At 61.3% G+C, this 18,990-nt stretch carries 26 protein-coding genes, 1 tRNA gene and 1 pseudogene; 11 read left to right on the top strand and 17 right to left on the bottom strand.

Annotated features, from left to right (window positions below; genetic code table 11):
* Nucleotides 1–198 precede the first annotated feature (198 nt).
* Nucleotides 199–735, top strand: coding sequence for a hypothetical protein (locus tag JO015_14580; protein MBW0000323.1), 537 nt, complete (start codon nucleotides 199–201; stop codon nucleotides 733–735).
* 207 nt (nucleotides 736–942) lie between these two features.
* Here JO015_14580 and JO015_14575 read toward each other — a convergent pair whose 3' ends face one another.
* Nucleotides 943–1,125, bottom strand: coding sequence for a hypothetical protein (locus tag JO015_14575; GenBank protein ID MBW0000322.1), 183 nt, complete (start codon nucleotides 1,123–1,125; stop codon nucleotides 943–945).
* Between the two features lie 724 nt (nucleotides 1,126–1,849).
* Here JO015_14575 and JO015_14570 point away from each other — a divergent pair.
* Nucleotides 1,850–2,398 (top strand): Uma2 family endonuclease, encoded by a 549-nt coding sequence (locus JO015_14570; GenBank protein ID MBW0000321.1) that lies wholly within the window; start codon nucleotides 1,850–1,852, stop codon nucleotides 2,396–2,398.
* A gap of 360 nt (nucleotides 2,399–2,758) precedes the next feature.
* Complete coding sequence (locus JO015_14565) at nucleotides 2,759–2,896, top strand: hypothetical protein (protein ID MBW0000320.1); 138 nt, start codon at nucleotides 2,759–2,761, stop codon at nucleotides 2,894–2,896.
* A 303-nt stretch (nucleotides 2,897–3,199) separates the two neighbouring features.
* Here JO015_14565 and JO015_14560 read toward each other — a convergent pair whose 3' ends face one another.
* The 6 genes and pseudogenes from JO015_14560 to JO015_14535 form a co-directional block, all read right to left on the bottom strand.
* On the bottom strand, nucleotides 3,200–3,388 hold the full coding sequence (locus tag JO015_14560) for a hypothetical protein (protein ID MBW0000319.1): 189 nt from the start codon (nucleotides 3,386–3,388) through the stop codon (nucleotides 3,200–3,202).
* A gap of 304 nt (nucleotides 3,389–3,692) precedes the next feature.
* A complete protein-coding gene (locus JO015_14555; protein MBW0000318.1) occupies nucleotides 3,693–3,920 on the bottom strand; it encodes an abortive infection family protein in 228 nt (75 codons plus the stop codon).
* On the bottom strand, nucleotides 3,889–4,197 hold the full coding sequence (locus JO015_14550) for a hypothetical protein (protein ID MBW0000317.1): 309 nt from the start codon (nucleotides 4,195–4,197) through the stop codon (nucleotides 3,889–3,891). The genes JO015_14555 and JO015_14550 overlap by 32 nt, the downstream gene beginning before the upstream one ends.
* 206 nt (nucleotides 4,198–4,403) lie before the next feature.
* Nucleotides 4,404–4,706: a HigA family addiction module antidote protein gene (locus JO015_14545; protein MBW0000316.1), complete on the bottom strand. Its 303-nt coding sequence runs from the start codon at nucleotides 4,704–4,706 to the stop codon at nucleotides 4,404–4,406.
* Between the two features lie 12 nt (nucleotides 4,707–4,718).
* Nucleotides 4,719–5,006: a type II toxin-antitoxin system RelE/ParE family toxin gene (locus JO015_14540; protein MBW0000315.1), complete on the bottom strand. Its 288-nt coding sequence runs from the start codon at nucleotides 5,004–5,006 to the stop codon at nucleotides 4,719–4,721.
* 135 nt (nucleotides 5,007–5,141) lie between these two features.
* Nucleotides 5,142–5,312, bottom strand: a pseudogene (locus tag JO015_14535) (nucleotidyl transferase AbiEii/AbiGii toxin family protein).
* A gap of 158 nt (nucleotides 5,313–5,470) precedes the next feature.
* On the opposite strand from JO015_14535, the gene tnpB reads away from it, so the two are divergent.
* Nucleotides 5,471–5,896: an IS66 family insertion sequence element accessory protein TnpB gene (gene tnpB / locus JO015_14530; GenBank protein ID MBW0000314.1), complete on the top strand. Its 426-nt coding sequence runs from the start codon at nucleotides 5,471–5,473 to the stop codon at nucleotides 5,894–5,896.
* Here tnpB and JO015_14525 read toward each other — a convergent pair.
* Together JO015_14525 and JO015_14520 are read right to left on the bottom strand one after the other, a co-directional pair.
* Complete coding sequence (locus tag JO015_14525; protein ID MBW0000313.1) at nucleotides 5,829–6,272, bottom strand: hypothetical protein; 444 nt, start codon at nucleotides 6,270–6,272, stop codon at nucleotides 5,829–5,831. The genes tnpB and JO015_14525 overlap by 68 nt on opposite strands.
* A 195-nt stretch (nucleotides 6,273–6,467) precedes the next feature.
* Nucleotides 6,468–6,638: a hypothetical protein gene (locus JO015_14520; protein ID MBW0000312.1), complete on the bottom strand. Its 171-nt coding sequence runs from the start codon at nucleotides 6,636–6,638 to the stop codon at nucleotides 6,468–6,470.
* A 422-nt stretch (nucleotides 6,639–7,060) separates the two neighbouring features.
* On the opposite strand from JO015_14520, the gene JO015_14515 reads away from it, so the two are divergent.
* On the top strand, nucleotides 7,061–7,729 hold the full coding sequence (locus tag JO015_14515; GenBank protein MBW0000311.1) for a helix-turn-helix domain-containing protein: 669 nt from the start codon (nucleotides 7,061–7,063) through the stop codon (nucleotides 7,727–7,729).
* Here JO015_14515 and JO015_14510 read toward each other — a convergent pair.
* From JO015_14510 to JO015_14500, 3 genes are all read right to left on the bottom strand, one after another.
* Nucleotides 7,636–8,214: a Uma2 family endonuclease gene (locus JO015_14510; protein MBW0000310.1), complete on the bottom strand. Its 579-nt coding sequence runs from the start codon at nucleotides 8,212–8,214 to the stop codon at nucleotides 7,636–7,638. The two genes, JO015_14515 and JO015_14510, sit on opposite strands and share 94 nt — an antisense overlap.
* 449 nt (nucleotides 8,215–8,663) lie before the next feature.
* The gene (locus JO015_14505; protein MBW0000309.1) at nucleotides 8,664–9,488 is read right to left on the bottom strand and encodes a methyltransferase domain-containing protein; all 825 of its coding nucleotides are present in this window, start codon (nucleotides 9,486–9,488) and stop codon (nucleotides 8,664–8,666) included.
* On the bottom strand, nucleotides 9,481–9,642 hold the full coding sequence (locus JO015_14500) for a nuclear transport factor 2 family protein (GenBank protein ID MBW0000308.1): 162 nt from the start codon (nucleotides 9,640–9,642) through the stop codon (nucleotides 9,481–9,483). The genes JO015_14505 and JO015_14500 overlap by 8 nt, the downstream gene beginning before the upstream one ends.
* A gap of 320 nt (nucleotides 9,643–9,962) precedes the next feature.
* Between JO015_14500 and JO015_14495 the strand changes: the two genes are divergently transcribed.
* The 3 genes from JO015_14495 to JO015_14485 all read left to right on the top strand — a co-directional run bounded on the left by JO015_14495 (nucleotide 9,963) and on the right by JO015_14485 (nucleotide 11,281).
* The gene (locus JO015_14495) at nucleotides 9,963–10,154 is read left to right on the top strand and encodes a hypothetical protein (GenBank protein ID MBW0000307.1); all 192 of its coding nucleotides are present in this window, start codon (nucleotides 9,963–9,965) and stop codon (nucleotides 10,152–10,154) included.
* Nucleotides 10,155–10,370: 216 nt separating this feature from the next.
* Nucleotides 10,371–10,994, top strand: a complete 624-nt coding sequence (locus JO015_14490) for an aquaporin (GenBank protein ID MBW0000306.1) — start codon at nucleotides 10,371–10,373, stop codon at nucleotides 10,992–10,994.
* A 20-nt stretch (nucleotides 10,995–11,014) separates the two neighbouring features.
* Nucleotides 11,015–11,281: a hypothetical protein gene (locus JO015_14485; protein MBW0000305.1), complete on the top strand. Its 267-nt coding sequence runs from the start codon at nucleotides 11,015–11,017 to the stop codon at nucleotides 11,279–11,281.
* A gap of 402 nt (nucleotides 11,282–11,683) precedes the next feature.
* Here the strand turns inward: JO015_14485 and JO015_14480 are convergent, their stop codons facing one another.
* A complete protein-coding gene (locus JO015_14480; protein ID MBW0000304.1) occupies nucleotides 11,684–12,061 on the bottom strand; it encodes a transposase in 378 nt (125 codons plus the stop codon).
* A gap of 110 nt (nucleotides 12,062–12,171) precedes the next feature.
* Nucleotides 12,172–12,245 (bottom strand) — tRNA-Arg (locus tag JO015_14475).
* 207 nt (nucleotides 12,246–12,452) lie between these two features.
* On the opposite strand from JO015_14475, the gene JO015_14470 reads away from it, so the two are divergent.
* Entirely contained in the window at nucleotides 12,453–12,650 is a 198-nt protein-coding gene (locus tag JO015_14470; GenBank protein ID MBW0000303.1) for a hypothetical protein, read from the top strand.
* A 168-nt stretch (nucleotides 12,651–12,818) separates the two neighbouring features.
* Here the strand turns inward: JO015_14470 and JO015_14465 are convergent, their stop codons facing one another.
* Entirely contained in the window at nucleotides 12,819–13,034 is a 216-nt protein-coding gene (locus tag JO015_14465) for a hypothetical protein (GenBank protein ID MBW0000302.1), read from the bottom strand.
* Nucleotides 13,035–13,486: 452 nt separating this feature from the next.
* On the opposite strand from JO015_14465, the gene JO015_14460 reads away from it, so the two are divergent.
* Together JO015_14460 and JO015_14455 are read left to right on the top strand one after the other, a co-directional pair.
* The gene (locus JO015_14460; protein ID MBW0000301.1) at nucleotides 13,487–13,657 is read left to right on the top strand and encodes a hypothetical protein; all 171 of its coding nucleotides are present in this window, start codon (nucleotides 13,487–13,489) and stop codon (nucleotides 13,655–13,657) included.
* Nucleotides 13,657–15,000 (top strand): CCA tRNA nucleotidyltransferase, encoded by a 1,344-nt coding sequence (locus JO015_14455; protein ID MBW0000300.1) that lies wholly within the window; start codon nucleotides 13,657–13,659, stop codon nucleotides 14,998–15,000. The genes JO015_14460 and JO015_14455 overlap by 1 nt, the downstream gene beginning before the upstream one ends.
* Before the next feature lie 457 nt (nucleotides 15,001–15,457).
* Here the strand turns inward: JO015_14455 and lspA are convergent, their stop codons facing one another.
* Nucleotides 15,458–16,024, bottom strand: coding sequence for a signal peptidase II (lspA, locus tag JO015_14450; protein ID MBW0000299.1), 567 nt, complete (start codon nucleotides 16,022–16,024; stop codon nucleotides 15,458–15,460).
* Nucleotides 16,021–18,759, bottom strand: a complete 2,739-nt coding sequence (ileS, locus tag JO015_14445) for an isoleucine--tRNA ligase (GenBank protein ID MBW0000298.1) — start codon at nucleotides 18,757–18,759, stop codon at nucleotides 16,021–16,023. The genes lspA and ileS overlap by 4 nt, the downstream gene beginning before the upstream one ends.
* Nucleotides 18,760–18,990: the final 231 nt, after the last annotated feature.

Below are 18,990 nucleotides of genomic sequence, written 5' to 3'. Positions count from 1 at the left end.
ATAATCCCGTGCGAATCGGTCCCCGTTACAGATACACCGGTTTTCACGTCCGTTGAGCTGTCTTTGCCCCGGAGGGATGATTGAGTGCAGCCAGGGACTTATACCCTGTGACAATGATTTGGGTAGAATTCCGGGGGAGGGGGTGCGGAGCGTCCTCCGGCGGCGACGCCCCGCTGACCCGGCATTCTACCGAGATAGCTGCCTGAATGGTATAGGATCAGCCGTTCCGCCGCCGGCCTGGTCCGGCCCGGGCAGGTGGTCATCCTCGACGGGGGCACCACGGCGGTGCAGGTGGCCCGGCACTTGGCCCCCGACCTTCGCGCCACCATCGTCACGCATAGCCCCGCGATCGCCGTCGAGCTTGTGGCGCACCCCCTGGTGGAAGTGGTGGTACTCGGCGGCCGGCTTTTCAAGCATTCGGTGGTCAGCGTCGGCGCGGCGGTCATCGAGGCTGCAGGTCAAGTGCGGGCTGACACCTTCTTCATGGGCGTGACGGGCATTCACCCGGAAGCGGGCCTTTCGACCGGTGACCTGGAGGAAGCGCACGTGAAGCGGGCCTTAAGCCGTCGAGCGGCCGAAACTTTCGTGCTGGCCTCGTCGGAGAAGCTCCACGCCGCCTCGGCGTACGTGATTGCCCCGTTGAGCGAGGTCAGCGGCCTGATCGTGGAGGCCAAGGTGCCCGAGGAGCTGGCGGCGCCTTTCGAGCGCGCCGGCCTGACCGTCCTGCGCGCCTGAGGCACCGTCCCGCAGAGGCCAGAAAAGGGGGGTTATTGACAACCGCCTCCGACGAGCTGCCGGTGAGGCCCGTTCTCGGCGGTTGGCTCTCGCCTTCGGCTACCGGCCTTAACGGGTCAATAACCCCCACAGTTCAAAGTGCGCCGGCCCTACGCAGCTCCGGGCCGGCGGCGAAGGTAAGACAGGGCGCGCCGCGCCGCAGGCGTTTTAGGCGGGGACAAACGCATAAGCGCCGGTGGGTTGCAGGCTTTGGCGTGACGCACAAAAGCGGTACGAGGTGACCGTGAGAGCCTCGTCGTCCTCGGCGCGGTACATGACGGTCACTTCGGCTTGGTCACCTTCGAGCCAAGCCGTGAGGGCGAGGGGATAGCCCTCCGTCGAGCATCGCACGGCGGAGCACCTCCAGAGCGTCACGCAGTTGGTCGATTTTGAAATCGTGACCAGCGGCTTTTAACTCGGCCCTCAACTCTGACAGCGTGGATCTTAAAACCATCACTCGGCCGCTCTTTGGGTCCTCTTGTAGTCGGGCCTCGATTTGACGTTGCACTGCCATCTTGCGTAGGGCGGGCTCAACGAGCTCCTCACGCACGCCGGGAAAGACCGCCCAGCCTTTAACGGCACCGCCGGCGTCCTTGATATCCAGTTCTTCTTTAGGGTTAAGAATGGCAGCCGAAATCGTTATAACGGTGCGTCTGGCCTTCCGGCTGTGCGCTTCCCGCCAGTGGACTGACGAGGAGATCCGTGCCGCGTTCGATGAGGAACCGGACCGGACGGGGAGGGGAGGGGATAAGCAACTTAGCCGTTTGATAACTTTTAAAATTAAGAAATTTTAAACTTAATAAAGCAAAATGCCGGCCACCGAACCCCGACTGACCTGGACCGAGGCGGTACCCGAGCCCGCGGAACTGCACGCGGCCGAGTGAAGTCAATACGTTTTCGAAATTAGCGCAGCGCTTGAACCCGGCAGGGGGTACCTGCTGCAAGTGTGGCATACCTGCCCGGCGGATTGGCCCCTGGGGGTTTGGGAAATCGACGGTTTCAGCCTGGGCGAAGGAAAGGAACGTGCCGAACGCTTGGCCAACGAGCGCGTGCCGGTTATCATCGAAGGGCAGCCATGAGCCACGCCCCCAAAACGGTCGAGACTTACAAACTCACAGTCCGGGATTTCCACGCCCTGTTTCCGCTCCTCGACTCCGACCAGCGGCACGAGCTGCTCGACGGCCAGATCTACATCATGCCCATCCCCGGCACCCCGCACGTGCGCGCCTTGAGGCGCCTGGAACGCCAATTCCTCCGACACGAAGGCCCCGGGCTTTGCATTTGGGCGGGGGGCCTGATCCTGAGCGAACACGCCGAGGTTTGGCCCGACCTGATGTTGCGGGAGGCCGAACCGCCCGAAGGGGCGCCCGCCGCGCTCCCGGCGCAAGTGAAGCTCCTCGTCGAGGTTTCCGACACGACCCTGCACCACGACGCCCACAAGAAGCTCTGGGATTACCACCGGGCCGGGGTGGCCGAATACTGGGTCCTCGATGTGCAGGGCCGCCAGGTATTGCGCTACTTGCCGCCCTCCTACGCGTCCGAGGCCTTCGTGTCGGGCGGACCCCCACTTTCACCCCAGGCCTACCCGGACGTGGCGATTGATGTCGGGGCGCTGTTTTCGTGACGCACCCCGGGCTTCTGCCTCGGGAACCCGCAGAGGCCTTGAGCCACGCGACGCCCGGCCCGGGCCGGCCCGGCGCGACCATTCGCCAGCCCGAGCCCGCCCGGAGGTGCCGTTCCGGGCCCGTATGGGGTGTAGTGGCGGTGGGGATACGGAGCCGTCGACGCCCGCCAAAGCCCGTTGGCGGCCTCGACGCATTCCTGGGCAAAATAGAAGGCCAAACGCTCCATCAGCCGGGCCGCGGCCGCCGGGGTGGGGGAGAAGACCACCGGCAGGTCATGGCGGCACTCAAAGGCGCACACTGAGCCCGGAACGGCCGCCGGCGTGACCCGGGCTGGGTACTGGCCGGCCTCTTTGCTACCGATGTGGATCCAGTTACGCCGTCCCAACGCCACGGGCCGCATCGAGTTTCATCGCATCGTCTTGGCCCAAACCGGCCAGCACGTCTTGGCGGTGGGCATCACGCACGGCCTCGGCATCCCATTGCGCGCGGCCGAGTAAGTGCTGGAAGGGATAGGGGTTGGCCAGACCGGCAGCTTCGGCCAGTTGCCAACTGTTTTTGCGCTCGACGGTACGCGAACATGCTTTGGAGGTAGGCGGCCGCCGTGGCGCGCGGCCGGGTTGGGGAAATGGGGCGCCCAGCGCGCGAGGGCCGCCTGCAGGGTCGTGCGCAACCGGGCTTGCTTAGGTTCGAACTGCGAGAGGGACGCAACGCCCAATGAAGCGCACTTTCAGAGCGGGTACAACTGTAGTATTAGTTAGGAGATATGGCGATGTAATAATATAGATTATAGGAATGTAATCCTAAGTGCGGGCCCGGTCGCGTTCCCATGCATCGAGGCAACCCATGCTGCCGAAATGGCAGGCGCGATCTTCAGGGGCATCAAAACGACGTTTATCGATAAACTCGACGCCCACGCCAAACGTGTTTTCCGTGATTGCACGACCAGAGTAATCACACGTGATCGACTCTTGCTGGGTATCGGTGCTCATTTACTCACCTGGGCTGTTATCGCAATGAGAATATTGTAGCATAACATGGTTTTTAGTAATAAATGCCTCTGGCGTCACGGAATGGCTGCCAGGCCAGGTCAGGATGGATTCGCCAATGTTAAAATGGTTCCGATGATCGAAAACCGTGAAACCGGCATCGTCAGACGGCATCGGTCCAGTTGCGCTTCGATGAAGAAACGGGAAAGGCCCGGGTGTATATCGATGGAGTTGATAACTTCATTTTGAAGGAACGTGCGGAAGCTCGTGCAGAAGCCATAGTGGTAGATCGTAGAGATAGGGACAATTAATGGGATCCCGGCATCGTTTCTTTGTGGGCGTCGAAAAGAAACGTTGGCAGTGTCGCGGCGGCACCGACCGCAAGCTTGGCATGCCGTACGCTAAGCCCGCCGGTTTTGGCGTGCTTTCCGTGACCAGTACCGTAAAGGCCACGCAGCTCGGCCAAGCCGTTGCCGATGGTGTCAGGGTTACTCAAGCGCCGTTTAATTGTATCGCTGCCGCGGGTGGGCCTCATGGATGCCTTCCGGGACGAGCCTGAGTTCTTTGAATGTCTCCTTCAGGAGCGATGGCATGTCCGGCGTGCCGGCGACAGGCTTTCCGCGTTCGGCGAGGATGGTCTTGCAGCAGGTTTCGACCAGTTCTTTCGCGGTTCCGATCGCTAATTCCGGATCGGATTCGACGGATTGCTCCGTGCGTCTGATCTGCTCGGCGAGATGCCTGGCGTCCGATATCGTCGCGGTTTCCTTGAGATGGCCGAGATTGACTTTGCCGGCTACGAGCCGGGTGGCCATCTGTTTGCAGCGTTCGATCTGTTTTTGCTTTTCGGGGTCGGGATCTGTCGGTGAGGATGAGGAGAGGTTTTCTTCAACGTGACAAGCCGGCAACGCAGCCGCCGGACATTTCGAACAGCTTTTCAAATTCGGCTTGGTCTGTGTACGTCAGTGACCTCATGATGGTCGTCAATTCTGGCCGATGGACGGGCGCCGGCCGCGGGATTTTAGGCGTGTGCGTGTTCGAGCTTTTTCAGGGTCGGTAAACGGTCGATAGCCTTGACAACTTTCTTCTGCGCCAAGCGCAGCTCGTAAAGGCTCTGCAGATTGAGCCAGAATTCCGCGCTGGTGCCGAAGAAATGGGATAGGCGCAAAGCGGTGTCGCCCGTAATGGCGCGGCGGCCGTTCAAGATCGCCGTGATGCGGTTGGTCGGCACGTCAAGGTGACGGGCGAGCTCGGCCGCGCTCATGCCGAGTGCGTCCAGTTCCTCTTTCAGGTGTTCGCCGGGATGTATCGGTGTCTGTGTCATAGCATTCTTTCTTCAGTGATAGTCCACGATCTCAACATTTTCAGGGCCGGGCGAGCCGGCCGGCCATTCAAGACAGATCCGCCATTGATCGTTGATGCGGATGCTGTACTGGCCTTTCCGATCCCCTTTCAGCAAATCCAACCGGGCGGGGCGGGTGTTTGTTAGGATGGGCGTACGGACCTGACGCCTTAGGAGGGCTTCGAAGCGGTTTCCGGGCAAAGCGGCGAGATCGGTTATCGCCACGGCCGTTTCCCAGAAATCGTTCAAGGGCGGCAGCACGGGAAGCCGGTGGCCGAGCATGTTAGCCCAGGTCTGCTCAAGCAGGGCTCTGTGGGATAAAAGCCCTTCGTAGGTGGGGATGGGAATGCCCTTGTACGCGCATTTCTGCTGGAGAACGTCGCGGAGCACGGAAACCGTGGGCCTGGTGTCCAGATCGCGATAGAGATTGACGACGTCGTAAAGGTCGTGTGGACGCGTGCGCTCGCCCAGGGCGCGGACTTTCTCTCCAAAAGCCTTTTCGTAGCCGTAGCAATTGATCCAGATGCCCTCCTCCGGCTTATCGGAATAGGGATGAAAAACCTCGCGGCGGACGGGCGCAAGGACCAACTTTTCGCCGGCGCGGGCTTGGAAGTGGTGCTGGCCGGCAGTCGGCGCATCGCGGTGGCCCCGGGTTTGACGAACGGACCTTGGGCCGGCTAGTCCGGCTGTTGGAGGGCCGCCAAGCCATGTGAGGCCCGGGCCCGGCGACCAAGGCGTACTTGGCGGTGGGCGCGACCGATCTGCGCGAGGGCTTCGACGGGCTCTATGGCTTGGCGCGCGATTGTCTCGGGTTGGACCCCTTGAGCGGTCGCCTGGCGTTGTTTTGTAATCGGCAGCGGAAGCAAACGACATTCAGCATACCGATGCCAACACTTGGTGATCCAATACCGGTGGCATCCGCCGTACGGTCAGAAGGTTCCCCTGATTCGACGCACGGGTCGTCGGGGCAACCAAGTGGTTCATGGGTATTGGGGAGCAACGGATCAGAAAAGTCACATAAGGACGAGTGCGAAAAGGGGTTCCGTTATCGCCCCAGAAACAACCGGGTAGCTTGCCCAATGGGTTTGTTTACCAACGGCATTTCTACGATGAGCCCGACTTCTTGGCGCCGCCTGCGGTTGGTGACCCCGGGAGTGCAGAAACGACGTTGACCTTCAGCTCGTCCCCCTTCTGGTAGACTTCGAGATCGTAGAACATCCGTTGATTGTCGGCAAAAAGCTGAGCCTTGCGTTCGAGAAGCCGCTGCACCACGGAGCTCACCCACGGGTCACTGATGACCTCTCTGAGCAGGCCCTTAGACTCCGAGCGTGCCTCGGCCGGCAGCAACGCGTAATTCCAAATGGTCATCGCGAAAAGTAAGGTGGCCCGGATCTCTTCGAGGGGCGCCGAACGATCCAGGATCGGGTCAGCAAAGCGAAGCAACACCTCCGACATTTTTTCGACACCGGGCGGGTTAACCCGCAAGGTGATGTTGGCCTCACGGGCCTGGAGCCGGCGAGCCAAAGCGGCCTGTGCCGCATTCAGCATCGGCGGAGGGGCCGGGTGCGGGCCCCGTCGTTTTGCTTTCCTGGCCTTTCGCGACATGCAAAACTCTAACCGTAAGTGAGGGAACGTGTAGGTTAAAATCCCCCAAAGTGCCTAAGCGACCGGGGGGATTGTCTAAAGGCTCCCGCTTGGCAAAGCGATTATGCCTACGTGACGCCCCCGAGGAGCGGCGCAAATTCAAGCGGCCCATTTTAGTGCCTTGACTGTCACGGAAGCCTGCCGCAACGTTCGCCGGATCATCTCGGCCGCCTCTTCCCAGGGCAGCTTTTGCGTCCGGGGTAGCGCAAGCAATTCCGATAAGCCGTTCACGCCAAGGAAGTGGCCCAGGTGATGGCCTGGGACGGTCATTTGTCGCGCGGAATAAGTTTGGTTCTCGTCGTATTGGCACGACGATTTCAGCCCGCCGTCTGCATCCCGCTTATTGTGCGCCGTCGGGTGATGCACCAATTGCAGGTCTTCGCTAAAAAAACTGCCGTCCGGCAAACGCCCGGTGAGCCACTCGGACCCACCCGTGCTCCACCGACTCGATCGCCTGACCGCAGCGATCGCAAAACCAGGGCGGTCCTAAGCGTAATTCCACGTCCTCATCGTCCATTGCCCCAGGTTGCGGTACTCAAAGTCGCAAGGCAAACCCCGGCATCAAAAACGGCCTCCCGGCCCTTGCAGCCGCCCGCGCCTGCCGCGTTTTCGCCCCCGGTGGGGTCAAGGCCGCGCGCAAGGCGTGACAGCCCTTGTGTCACCCAGGCCGGGGGCGTGACACAAAAATACAAATGAAACCGACGACTTCCAGGTTTGACACGACCTTCCTGGACCTGACCCCGTCGGATGAGCGGGAACGGGACCTCTTGAACCGGTTTTTGTCCGCCCTGGATCAACCCGAGCACCCGGCCCTGGTCGACCCGCAGGGCAACCGGACCGAACTGCCCGAGGACATTTACCAGCTGCTCTTGCAGGTCAAACGCATCATCGAGCACCACCAGGTCATCACGCTGGTGCCGCAAGATCAAAAGCTCACCACCCAGGCCGCCGCCAACCTTTTAGGCGTGTCGCGGCCGCACCTGGTGTCGCTCATCAAATCCAATCAGCTCCCCTGTACCTTTGCCGGTAAACACCGGCGCGTGGCGCTCAATGACCTGCTGGAGTACATGGCAAACGGGGGATCAGCTTGGTTAAATGCGAGGCCCATCTGCGGCGTGTGGTTGCGGGCCGGGAGGGGAGGCGTAAGTTCCCGGCAACAATACACCTATTTAGGGTGGGTTGCGTGGTTTGGAACAGAACCCCGGCTGAGTGGCCGGGGTTTTCTATCCGGCTTGAGTGGCTTGCCACGGACTCGGGGACCACTCCCTCAAGCGCCGCCGAACAGGGTGCCCACATCGACCTCGATACCCGGCAAGGCCTGCGGCGATAGTTTGCCTTCCCTGACGATTCTGGTTTCGTAGCGCTCGCCGACGAGCGTAAAGACGTGCAGGCCATCGCGCTTGAGGTCCACGACCCAATATTCCAGGATCTTGGCGCCCTCATAAATCCCGGCTTTCTTGACCGGGTCGCGCCGGCGGGTGCTTTGGGCCACCTCCACCACCAACAAGACGTCGGCCGGCCGCACGTGGCGCTGCTCATCGGCGGCGCCGGGCCGGTAAAGCACCAAGTCAGGTTCGGGTTCGTCGTGGTCAGGGATCGGCAACGGGCAATCCTGTTCGGCCACGAAACGCCCGCGTTCCTGACGCGTAAACGTCTTGAACAGTTTGGTCACGATCCGTTGGTGCCTGGGTCGGATCGGGGACATGGCGACGATTCGGCCCTCTAGCAGCTCCACCCGGGCGTCCTCTTCCAGGATGCCGTCCTCGACCAACCGGTGATACTCCTCGAGGGTGTAACGGCGCGTCGTGTCGAACGCGAATCGTCGGGATTGGAGATCGGTGACCATATCAGCATCCTTTGCCAAAAGGTTATCACAGGCATCAAGCGGCTGCCGCCCCTTGTCGGCGGCTCCTGTTGAACACCCACCCGTTCTAAGGGACCAAGCGCAGGGTGGGTTCGGGAATGGGTTCGCCGTTTGCGGTTCGGTGAGGCAGGCCGCCGTCGACGAGGTCGATTAGCTTCGCATAGACCGCCAGGGGGTTATGGGCGTGGGGTCCCACTATCATATCCGAACCAAAACGTACGCTGGAACGGGTTAGCGCGGCAACCTGCTGCCGCTCTCGCGAGCAAACCAAAAGAGGGGGCCGTGCACGAAATGCAGAGCATTTCTAGCTCACCGTCGCCTCGAGCCCACCGTCGTCTTGAGCAGCCGTCAGAGGTTAGGAAGGGTACTTCCGCCGCGCCGCTAAGCTAAAATGCTCTGCATTATGTCGGTTTTTACGTTCCCCGAATGGGTCAATTGGGGCGCCTCACGACGTAACTGTAGAAATTGCACGCGGCGAAAAAGACTCCATTCCGTGAATCTGCCAGCCGTCCATCGACCCATACCGCGGCCTCCTCTTCGCTCATCGCTCCCGATTTGGGGAGCTGTTTGCGAAAAGCCTCCAGCGCAGAGAGCCAGAAATCCGCCCGCCCGATCTCGGCCAGCACATTCTGGTACGACGTCACGAGTTCCAGGCCGGCTTCCCTCAGCAACCGGGGCATTTGCCGCATGAGGCGGGGGTTGGTCACGATCGCGCTGACTAAGGCTTCATCGTAGGCCTTGCCTTTGATGGCATCCGGATGATCGAACGTGATGGATGCATAATCGCCGTCGAAGATGCCGATGGTGCCGCCGCGTTTCACCACGCGCGCGGCTTCCTTAAGCGCGAGTAGCGGATTGTCCACGTGGCTGACGACCGTATGGGCGACCACGGCATCAAAGGCTTCGTCGGGGAGAGCCAGGCGCCGGGTATCGCCCAGCACGAATTCGATCTGGTCACGGACCCCTTCGGTCGTGCTCAGGCGCTCCGCAACCCGGAGGAGTCCAGCGCTGAGGTCTATGCCGGTGACTCGACCCGTAAAACCTTTGCGCCGTGCTATGGCGCGCGCGGCCACGCCGGTGCCGCACCCGAGATCGAGGACGGTACGGGCCGCCTCAATGCGCATGGCGTCGAGGTATTCGGTGAGCATGGCCCGAAAGCGGGGATTCTGACCGCGCGCTTCAAGGCGTGTAGCCGCGACTTGGAGCAGCGTGTCGTCCAGCTTGTCGGTTATGGCATAAACATCGACCTTAGCCATGCGCGTCTCCTCTCGCGATAGGGTCGCCCAATATTCCCGGGCCCGTGATGGGATTAGTGTAGGTGCCCCCTTCGGCGAAGGCCGCGACGACCGCGTCGGCCTCGTGGCGGTTCCAGGCCTCGAAATAACGTTGTACAACCCCGATTGCATTCATGGTGTCGATTCTGTGGTCTGTGGAGGGTGGGACAGCTCGCGCCGGCCCTCACGCGAGAAGCGGAAGTCAAACGGACCTTTATGCGCAATGTAATCGCGACGCCCCCCCGGGGCCGAAGGGCGTACATGTGCAGCCCCAGCAGGGGGGGGAGTGCCGACGAGTAAACCCGTTTTAGGAGGAGATCAACCTTACCTCTCGGGCGGTCCCTGCCAAGCCCTTTCTCTGCACGCTTCCAGCCACGAAACAGGCGCTCGTAACGAAAAACCCGTCCCAGAACAATATTTCCGTGGCGAATCCAGCCGCCCAATCTGGCCCCCGGCGTGAGACTAAGCGCCCAAATCGCGCTCGAAAACTCGTACCCGAAAGCGCACCGTGCCCAAATGCGGACCCCCAACGCGCTGTTCAACGAGTTCCTTGGCTCGCTGACCGGCAAAGCCGCCGGCCAAGCTGAGCGTGTCGCCGCCGCCGGCCGTGGTGCGGGCGTGAGCCCGCGGGAGGCGTGGTGTGCCTAAAATCAGGAAAATGCTTGAATTTGGGCGCAGGAAAGGTCGCAATATCCCGCCTAACTTGCCGTTGCTAACCGAACCCCCCGAACTAACCGGCAGATCGCCACTTTTTCAGCACCCTGCCAGATAACACGATTCATCTAACTAACCCAAAATCCACCCAACGTTATGGCACCTACCCAACCCGCGATAAAACCTAAACTCGTCCTCGACCAAGTGACGATGAACAAACTCATCATCGAATTTATCGGCACCTTTTTCCTGGTGCTTACCATCGGGTGCACGGGCATCCCCTCCGCGCCGGGCGTCATTCCTCCGCTGGCCATCGGTTCAGCGCTGATGGTGATGGTCTACGCCGGCGGGCACATCTCCGGCGGCCACTATAACCCGGCCGTGACCCTAGCCGTGTTCATCCGTGGGCGCTGCCCGGCAAGGGAAGCGGTTGCCTACATGATCACGCAGTTAATAGCAGGGATCATGGCCGCTTTGGTCGTCGGCTTCCTCGTGGGCTGGGGCAAGCCCCTCAAGATCACCGGCGCGGCGCAAGCGTTCCTGGCTGAGTTTCTCTTCACCTTTGCCCTCGCTTACGTCGTGCTTAATACCGCGACGGCCAAAGCCTACGCCAACAATTCCTTTTTTGGGCTGGCCATCGGCATGACCGTGATGACCGGCGCGTTCGCCGTGGGGCCGATCTCGGGCGGCGCCTTCAACCCGGCCGTGGCTCTAGGCATCGGCATCATGCAGTTGGTTCAATTTTCGAATATCTGGATCCATTTTCTGGGCGATTTCGCCGGGGGCGCGGCGGCCGGGGTGGTGTTCAAGTTCACTAACCCGAACGATCCATAGCCACCCTGCGGAGAGCGTCAGTGACCCTGAGCGCGGCCGAGCAGTTTGAGGCCGCGTCGGAAGCGACCCGGCGCGGCCTTGGCGACGCGAAGGTCTACAACCTGCTCACGTCAAAGTGCGCGCTCAAGTCCGGGGCGGGGCGCGTTTATACCCTCGATTCGGCGGCGCTCACGCGCTTAGCGCCCCGGAGCTCCGGGAAGGGTTGGAGACCTTTTCCTGACCGCGGCTTCGTCACGTCCGACGTGACTAACCGCAGCAGGGCATCGGCCAATCACTCGAAAGGGTAAGCTCCGCCGCTCCCGCCCGGCCGTCCCAGCGATCGCGCAACGGTTAGCCGATAAATAAGTCTTTTTACGGTCCCCGCGATTTTTGAGGTCTCGGCGCGTTTTCCTCGTTGGAGTTAGTAAACACGACCCGCAAGCAGGCGGGCCAAAGCGAAAGCCCGGCCGCACGTAGTCAAAAAGGAAAGGACCATCTTGAACGATATTTTTAACCTGATTCCAACTTATGGAGGCGTGGGCCGCTCCGGTTTAAAGTCGGTCGCAGTTCTAAAGCGCTGCGTTCCTCGAGCTTCGGGATTCGGGGCCGATGGCGCTTACTCCTGCCGAGTTAATCGGCTGCTAAGGCGGGTTAACCGCCGGTAAGCGTGTGAGCAACCCCACCCTTGACGGGTGCGCCAAGGGGGGTGGTTACTGGCGAGCCGCCCAGGCCCGGGGTGTGAGGTCCGCCACGCGCGGGACGGGCAAGTCGGCCAGCCCCGGCAGCACCGAGGCCAGGTACTCGCGCACCGGCAGGCCCAAGCCCCGGCAGGCTTCGATGACCGAGAGGAGGGTGGCGACCCGCGGGCCGGCCTCTTTGCTGCCGGTGTGGGTCCAGTTACGGCGTCCCAACGCCACGGGCCGCATCGAGGTTTCGGCCACGCTCCTGGAGAGTCCCACTTCGGGATAAGCCAAAAAGCGGGTCAGCCGGCCCCAGAGCGTCAGGGTGCAGGCGCAAGGCTTGGCGAGCGCGCTTTGGGGCAGCGCCCCGGCCCGGGCGGCCTTGATGCCGGCTTTGAGCGGCTCCATCGGCCAGACGCTCCCGTTTCACCTAACGATGGTCTAAGCGCAAGCTACTTCAAAATTCATCCGCACAATTTAGCTAACGTAAGTCCTTGCATTCTAATAACTCGAAAATGCGCGCCCTGCAGGACTCGAACCTGCGACCCACGGATTAGAAATCCGTTGCTCTATCCGGCTGAGCTAAGGGCGCTTTTCAACGGTGTCGTTCGGCGTTTATGGAACGCGGGACGGTACTCGGTCCGGACATTCCGGCAGGCACGCGCCGGCTGTCAACGGTGAAAACCGGCGGGAACAGAGGATTATTTTTCCACCGGGGAGCCAGGCACGAATCGGCGATGACCATCCTTTTGCACGTGCGGGGTTGCAGCGGTCATCGGGCCGTGGCTAAAGAGGGCCTATGACCTACAAAGATTTTTACGCCCAGGCCCTCTTGCAGGCATTACCGATCGCGTACGACGTTGCGAAGGCGACCAGTACCTCCGGGTTGCCCAACCCTGAACTGATCGCGAAAGACGCCGCCCAACTGGCCGAAGCCCTGACCGGGGTTTTCTCTGAGACGGTTGCCTTTGTGGTAAACGGTGACCAGGCGGTTTGATGGCCCGGGGCGACGCCAGCCGTCAGGCGTCTCGGGGGTGCAAACGTCCGGTCGCACCGGCCAGGGTGCCCGTGCGCCTTTCATTGTCCGCTTTGACCGGAGCAGATGGGGACAAACATCCCGTTCGCACCGGGAAGGCCGGCAGCGCGGCGCCGGGTGCGAGCGCGATTACTCCCGAACCACAAACTTCGGCGGCCAGTCAAGCCGGCCGTGGTTGTGATGTACCTGAAGGAGCGCGTCCGTACAAAGCTGGAAGAAGTGGCTGCGATCCTTAAATCCGAAGTCACGCACGATGCTTTCGAGTTCGTCCAGGTTATCCAGGCGGACGCTCGTTGTGCGCTTTCCTCGAGCGCTCCTTACTTTGTCTTCCGAGGCCGGTTCCATAGTGGTTTCCATACGCAAGGGATCCCGTTCGCTCCCGCCGTGCCGCCGACCGATTTCATCCGGCCGATTACGGCGAAGGTTTTGGGAGGTTTAGACGGTAGATCTTGAGAACGTCTTCAAAATGAGAGCGTCTTCACAATGAGAACCTGGCGGCCAGGGGAACGCCTTTGAATCTTGATGAATCTTATTAAATTATTGCACTTACCCGTTGTGCTGGTATCCTTGGGCTCGATGGGCCACGCCGCCATGGCAACGATAATGAGATCCGCGATGCCGGGATCGGTATGGCATGACGCCATTGCGCTTTGCCAATGCAAACGCCCGCTTGCGGTGAGGACATCGTAAACCGACTAAAAAACAAATTTGCGATAACCCCACCGCTGCGAACCAGTGGTGGGGTTTTTTAATGCCTCTGGTCGCAGACGGACACAAACGAAAGGAGAAAGCAATCCATGCAAGACCAGATAACGTCGGTTCGCGAAACGCTGAACCGGGATGAGCAGTTCGCGGCTTTAGCCCAGGTGTACCTGGAGCTGCACTTGCCGCTGCACTTGGCGCTGGAGGCTGCCAGGGCTGACCTGCGCTACCTGGCCGGGTCCGCCTCGATCGCTGAAGCCGCCTGATGGAGGAAGACCGCACGGAAGAGCGCAGCAGGCGCAGGCGCGATGTCGCGATTGCGATCGTGGCCCGGCTCCAGCAATGCGGGTACACCGCCTTCTTTGCCGGGGGTTGCGTGCGTGATGCCCTACGAGGTGTTTCGCCCAAGGACATCGATATCGTAACGGCCGCCGAACCGAAGATCGTACAGGGACTCTTTTCTCGTACGGTCCCGGTCGGCGCGCAATTCGGCGTCATTCGGGTCCTGGAACAGGGTTTTGAGTTTGAGGTGGCGACTTTTCGGGCCGACGGCAAGTACGTTGATGGCCGCCGGCCCGAGAGCGTCGTTTTTTCCACCCCGAGAGAGGATGCGGAACGGCGGGACTTTACCGTGAACGGCATGTTTCTGAATCCGGTCACGGGGCAGGTGATTGATTACGTCGGCGGCCGGGAGGACCTTGCCCGCAGATTGATACGTGCGATCGGCCGGCCGGCGGAACGTTTCCTGGAAGACCGCCTCCGATTGCTGAGAGCGGTCCGGTTCGCCACGACGTTGCAGTTCGAGATCGAACCGGCCACCTGGGAAGCCCTGCAGGAACAGGCGGCCGAGATCACGGTGGTAAGTGCCGAACGCATCCGGGACGAACTCAACAAGGTCTTCCTCGACCCTAACCGGGTAGCCGGTCTGGACCGGTTGGAAAGTGCAGGCCTGCTGCAAGTGATCCTGCCCGAGGTGCAGGCAATGCGTGGCTGCGAGCAGCCCCCACAGTTTCATCCGGAAGGCGATGTCTATGTGCACACGCGCCTGATGCTCAGCCTGCTGTCTCCGGACGCGCCGTTGACTCTGGTCTGGGCCGTTCTCTTGCATGACATCGGGAAACCGGTCACTAAAACCTTTCACCCGGAAGAGGGCGGCCGGATTCGGTTCAACGGGCACGATCGGGTGGGCGCGGAGATGGCCGAAGATATCATGACGCGGCTGCGGTTTTCGAACGAGGAAATCTCCGCAGTTGCGGAGGCGGTGCGCAACCACATGGTTTTCAAAGATGCGCCCCAGATGCGACCGGCGAGGCTTCGCCGGTTTATGGCGCGTCCGACTTTCCCGGTCGAACTGGAGTTGCACCGGGCGGACTGCGCCGGAAGTCACGGGGACCTCGGCGTTTACGACTTTCTGGAACAGAAACGAGAGGAGTTTGCGGCTGAACCGCTGATCCCGAAGCCGCTCATCACCGGTCACGACCTGATCGCGATGGGCCTGACCCCCGGGCCACGGTTCCGCGAGATCCTCGATGCCGTGCAGACCAGCCAGTTGGAAGGAGACACGCGAACGAAAGCCGACGCGCTGGCCTTGGTGGAGAAACTCCTGTAACCCAGGCGCACGGCCGGCGGACGGGGGTGCTTTCGTCCCGGGACGCTTGACCTTAGCCGAAGACTTCAGTCCCGGGAAGGGGCCTTTATCGAGCTCCAGCAAAGCTGATCATCGAAAAGTCCAAGGAAAAATGACCCTGATCGTATCGATCAAGTCTCAATCATACCCTTTCGATGACCATCGAGGTAACATGTTGTCTTCGGCCCAACCGAGCCGGTAGAACATAGCCCAGGGTAAACCCTGGGCTATCTTCTGCCGCCCCTTCGGGGCTGAAAGCCGGTCGAACGTACCTGCCTAACCTAAGCCGTCCCTGCGGGACCAAAGCAATACCCGGCCTTGTATCCTTAACTAAATGGTAGTGGGGTGAAACCCTAGGCTAAGATCCTTTGGCCCTTCAGGCCATCAAACCGTCCCCCGGCCCGTTGGGTCTAAGGCCGCCTATGCGGTCTAACAGGTTTCACCGGTCAGGTGGCGGATCCGAGCTCCGAACCCCAAATTCCGAACGCCGAACTCCCCCCGACACGCGTTTCCGGGTGCCCGGCACCGATTTGTCTTTGCCGGAAATTACTGAGCCAAGGATCAGCAGCGCGGCGGCGACGGAAATGCAGCTGTCCGCCACGTTGAAGGATGGGAACTCGTACTGCTCGTGGTAAAAATGCAGAAAGTCGATGACCTGCCCGCGCCAGAGGCGGTCGACCAGGTTGCCGGCGATACCGGCCAGCAGCAAGGCCAAGGCGACCTTGGTCGTCGCCGTCAAACCCGGGCCCGCTCGATTGGCGGAGGGGCGGTTTAGCCAGAAGAGGCCTACAACGACGACCATGGCGACGGCGGCAAGGACGATGAAGAAGGTGTTCTTGCCTTGCAGCATGCCGAACGCAGCGCCGGTGTTGGTCACGTGGACCAGGCTGAAAAAGCCGGGAATAACCGGTATTTCAGCGCCGAACCCGATGTCCTGCAAGACGAGCCACTTCGTCAGCTGATCCAGCAGGAACAGCGGCAACGACAAAAAGAGCAGGTACCTCACCGGCCTACCTCAACCTTGGTTGTCCGTACCACCTCCGCGCACCGGTCGCAAAGATCCGGGTAATCAGGGTCACTGCCCACGGTCGGGCGGTGCCGCCAGCAGCGTTCGCACCGCCGGTAGGGGGTCCGCCCCACTTCCACCGCCGGTTCACCCTCCGTCGTTTGCAGGTCGAAATCGCTCAGGATGAGAAACTCCTCAACTTCCTCCCGGTTGACGGCATGCACCGGATCATCGGGCGGGAGTGCCACCCGGACGCGTGCTTCCAGGCCGTTGCCGATCTCTTTTCGCTGCCGTGCGCCCTCGATTCCCTGCGCGACCAACCCGCGGAGGCGCAGCAGCGCATCCACTTGGCGAAGCGCGGACGCATCCACCTGTTCGGGCCGGGATTCCGGAAAGGTCTCGAGGTGTACGGACGAACCTTTGCCGAGGTACGTCCAGGCCTCTTCAGCCGTGAAAGCCAGGATCGGGGCGACCAGGCGGGTCACGGCCTCGTAGACGGCCCGCATCACGGCCTGGGTAGCGCGCCGCCGCGGCGATTCAGGCGCGTCGCAGTACATGCGGTCCTTGGTGATATCGATGTAGAGGCTGCTCAGGTCTACGGCGCAAAAATGGTTCAAGGCATGGTAAACCCGATGGAACTCGTACGCGGCGTACGCCTCGCGGCATGTCGCGATCACCTGTTCAAGGCGGCCCAGGATCCACCGGTCCACCAGGGCCGGCGAAACGGATCCGGCAGAGGAGGAAGTGTCATCGTAGAGGTTGGCCAGGAGGATGCGAAGCGTGTTCCGGATGCGGCGGTAAGTATCGGTCAATTGCTCGAACATCCGTTCTCCGAAAGGCACTTCGTCGGCATAGTTGACGCTCGAAACCCAGAGCCGCACGATGTCTGCCCCGAACTTTTTTACAAAATGTTCAGCCTCAGTCGGCCTGGCGTAGGTTCCCTGGGCGGACTTGGAGATTTTCTGGCGGCTGTCCACGTCGACGACGAACGAATGGGTGATGACCTCGCGGTAGGGCGCGGAGCCTTCAAGGGCAACGCTGGTCTGCAAGGAGGATTGAAACCAGCCCCGGTGCTGGTCAGTCGCTTCGATGTAAACGTCCGCCGGCCACCGCAGTTCGGGGTCATGCCGTAGCACGGCCAGGTGGCTCACGCCGGAATCGATCCAAACGTCAAGGGTGTCCGGACGCCGGGTCAAGCCCGCGGGAAGCCCGAGAACTTCAGTGATCTGCGTATCGTCAAGTTCGTACCAGACGTTGGAACCGCGGGCCCCCACCAGGTCGGCCACGGCGGCTGCCCAATCGGCATTCAATTGCGGTTCGCCGTTGCGGTAAAAGACCGGCAGCGGCACACCCCACGTGCGCTGGCGTGAAATGCACCAGTCCGGCCGGGACTCGACCGTGGCGTACATCCGGTTGCGGCCCCAGGCGGGCAACCAGGTAACGCCGTCAATCGCTGCCAAGGCCTGCGCCCTGATCGCATCGATGCGGATAAAAAACTGTTCGACCGCACGAAAGATCACCGGGGTCTTGGAGCGCCAGCAGTGCGGGTAAGAGTGGCGGTAGTTCTGAACGCCGACCAATTTTCCGTCCTGTTTGAGCCGCTCAACGATTTGGTGGTTGGCGTCAAACACGTACTTGCCGACCCACTCGGGTACGCCGACCTCCGGGGTGTAACGGCCGTTGTCATCGACCGGCGCGAAAACGGGCAGGTTGTACTTCAAACCAAGCACGTAATCATCTTCACCGTGGCCCGGCGCAATGTGCACGCAGCCGGTGCCGGAGTCGGTCGTTACGAATTCGCCCGGTAACACGATCGATTCACGCGGCAGGAAAGGGTGGCGGCAAACCGTTTTTTCTAGATCGCTGCCGGCGAACCTCGTTTTGGGTTCGCCTTCAGGCACCCACCCGGTGTCCCGGCTGAAGGCATTCACGCGCTCCCGGGCAAGCAAAAACCGGCGGGTCCCGGGGTAATCCGGGTGCGTAAAACCCTGGACGACGTACGTGAGCCTGGGATGGACGGCAATGGCCAGATTAGCAGGCAAAGTCCAGGGGGTGGTCGTCCAGATGACCGCCTCGGCCGTGCCGGCAAGCGGGCCCGAAGCGATCGGGAACCCAACGTAGATTGAAGGATCGTCGCGTTCGTGGTACTCGACCTCGGCTTCAGCCAGTGCGGTCTGGGCGCCGGTGCTCCAAAAAACCGGCTTCCTGCTTTGGTAGACCAGGTCTTTACGGACCAATTCCGCAAATGCGCGCAGGATCTCCGCCTCGTATGCCGGGTCAAGCGTCAGGTAAGGTCTGTCCCAATCGCCGAGCACACCCAGGCGCCGGAACTGCCGCCGCTGGATGTCGATGTACTTCCGCGCGTACGCCTCCGAACGCTGGCGCACCTGCAACGGAGAAAGCCCGCGCGACTCCTTGACGACTTTGAACTCAATCGGCAAACCGTGGCAGTCCCACCCGGGCACGTAGGGGGCACGGTAGCCCAGCATGGTCTTGCTTTTAACGATGAAATCCTTGAGCACCTTGTTGAGGGCCGTTCCCATGTGCACGTCGCCGTTGGCAAAGGGCGGCCCGTCATGAAGTACAAAGAGCGGCGCGCCTTTTCGGCTTTCCTGGATCGCTCCGTAAAGGTTCTCGCGTTCCCAACGAGCTAAAATCTCGGGTTCCCGGCTCGTCAGATTCGCCTTCATCGGGAACTCGGTTTTCGGCAGGTTGAGCGTATCTTTGTAATTCATACGGCGGACACGGAAGCTAACATCAAACGTCCCGGGCGCAACGGTCACACGGTCACACGGTCACACGGCGGCCGCAGCGAGGAGGGCGGGCACCACGTAAGAGTTCACACGGCGAACACGGCGAGCCACGGCGACCACGGCGGAAGAGGAAGAGGAGTTCGGAGTTCGGAGTTCGGAGTTCGGAGTTCGGAGCGGCAGCATGGGGGTTAGGTGCGAGTGTCAACCTTGGAG

It is taken from the genome of Verrucomicrobiota bacterium, assembly GCA_019247695.1.
Classification (GTDB): Bacteria; Verrucomicrobiota; Verrucomicrobiia; order Chthoniobacterales; family JAFAMB01; genus JAFBAP01.
The sequence above is the reverse complement of the archived record's forward strand: the minus strand, read 5'-3'. Positions and strand labels throughout refer to the sequence as shown.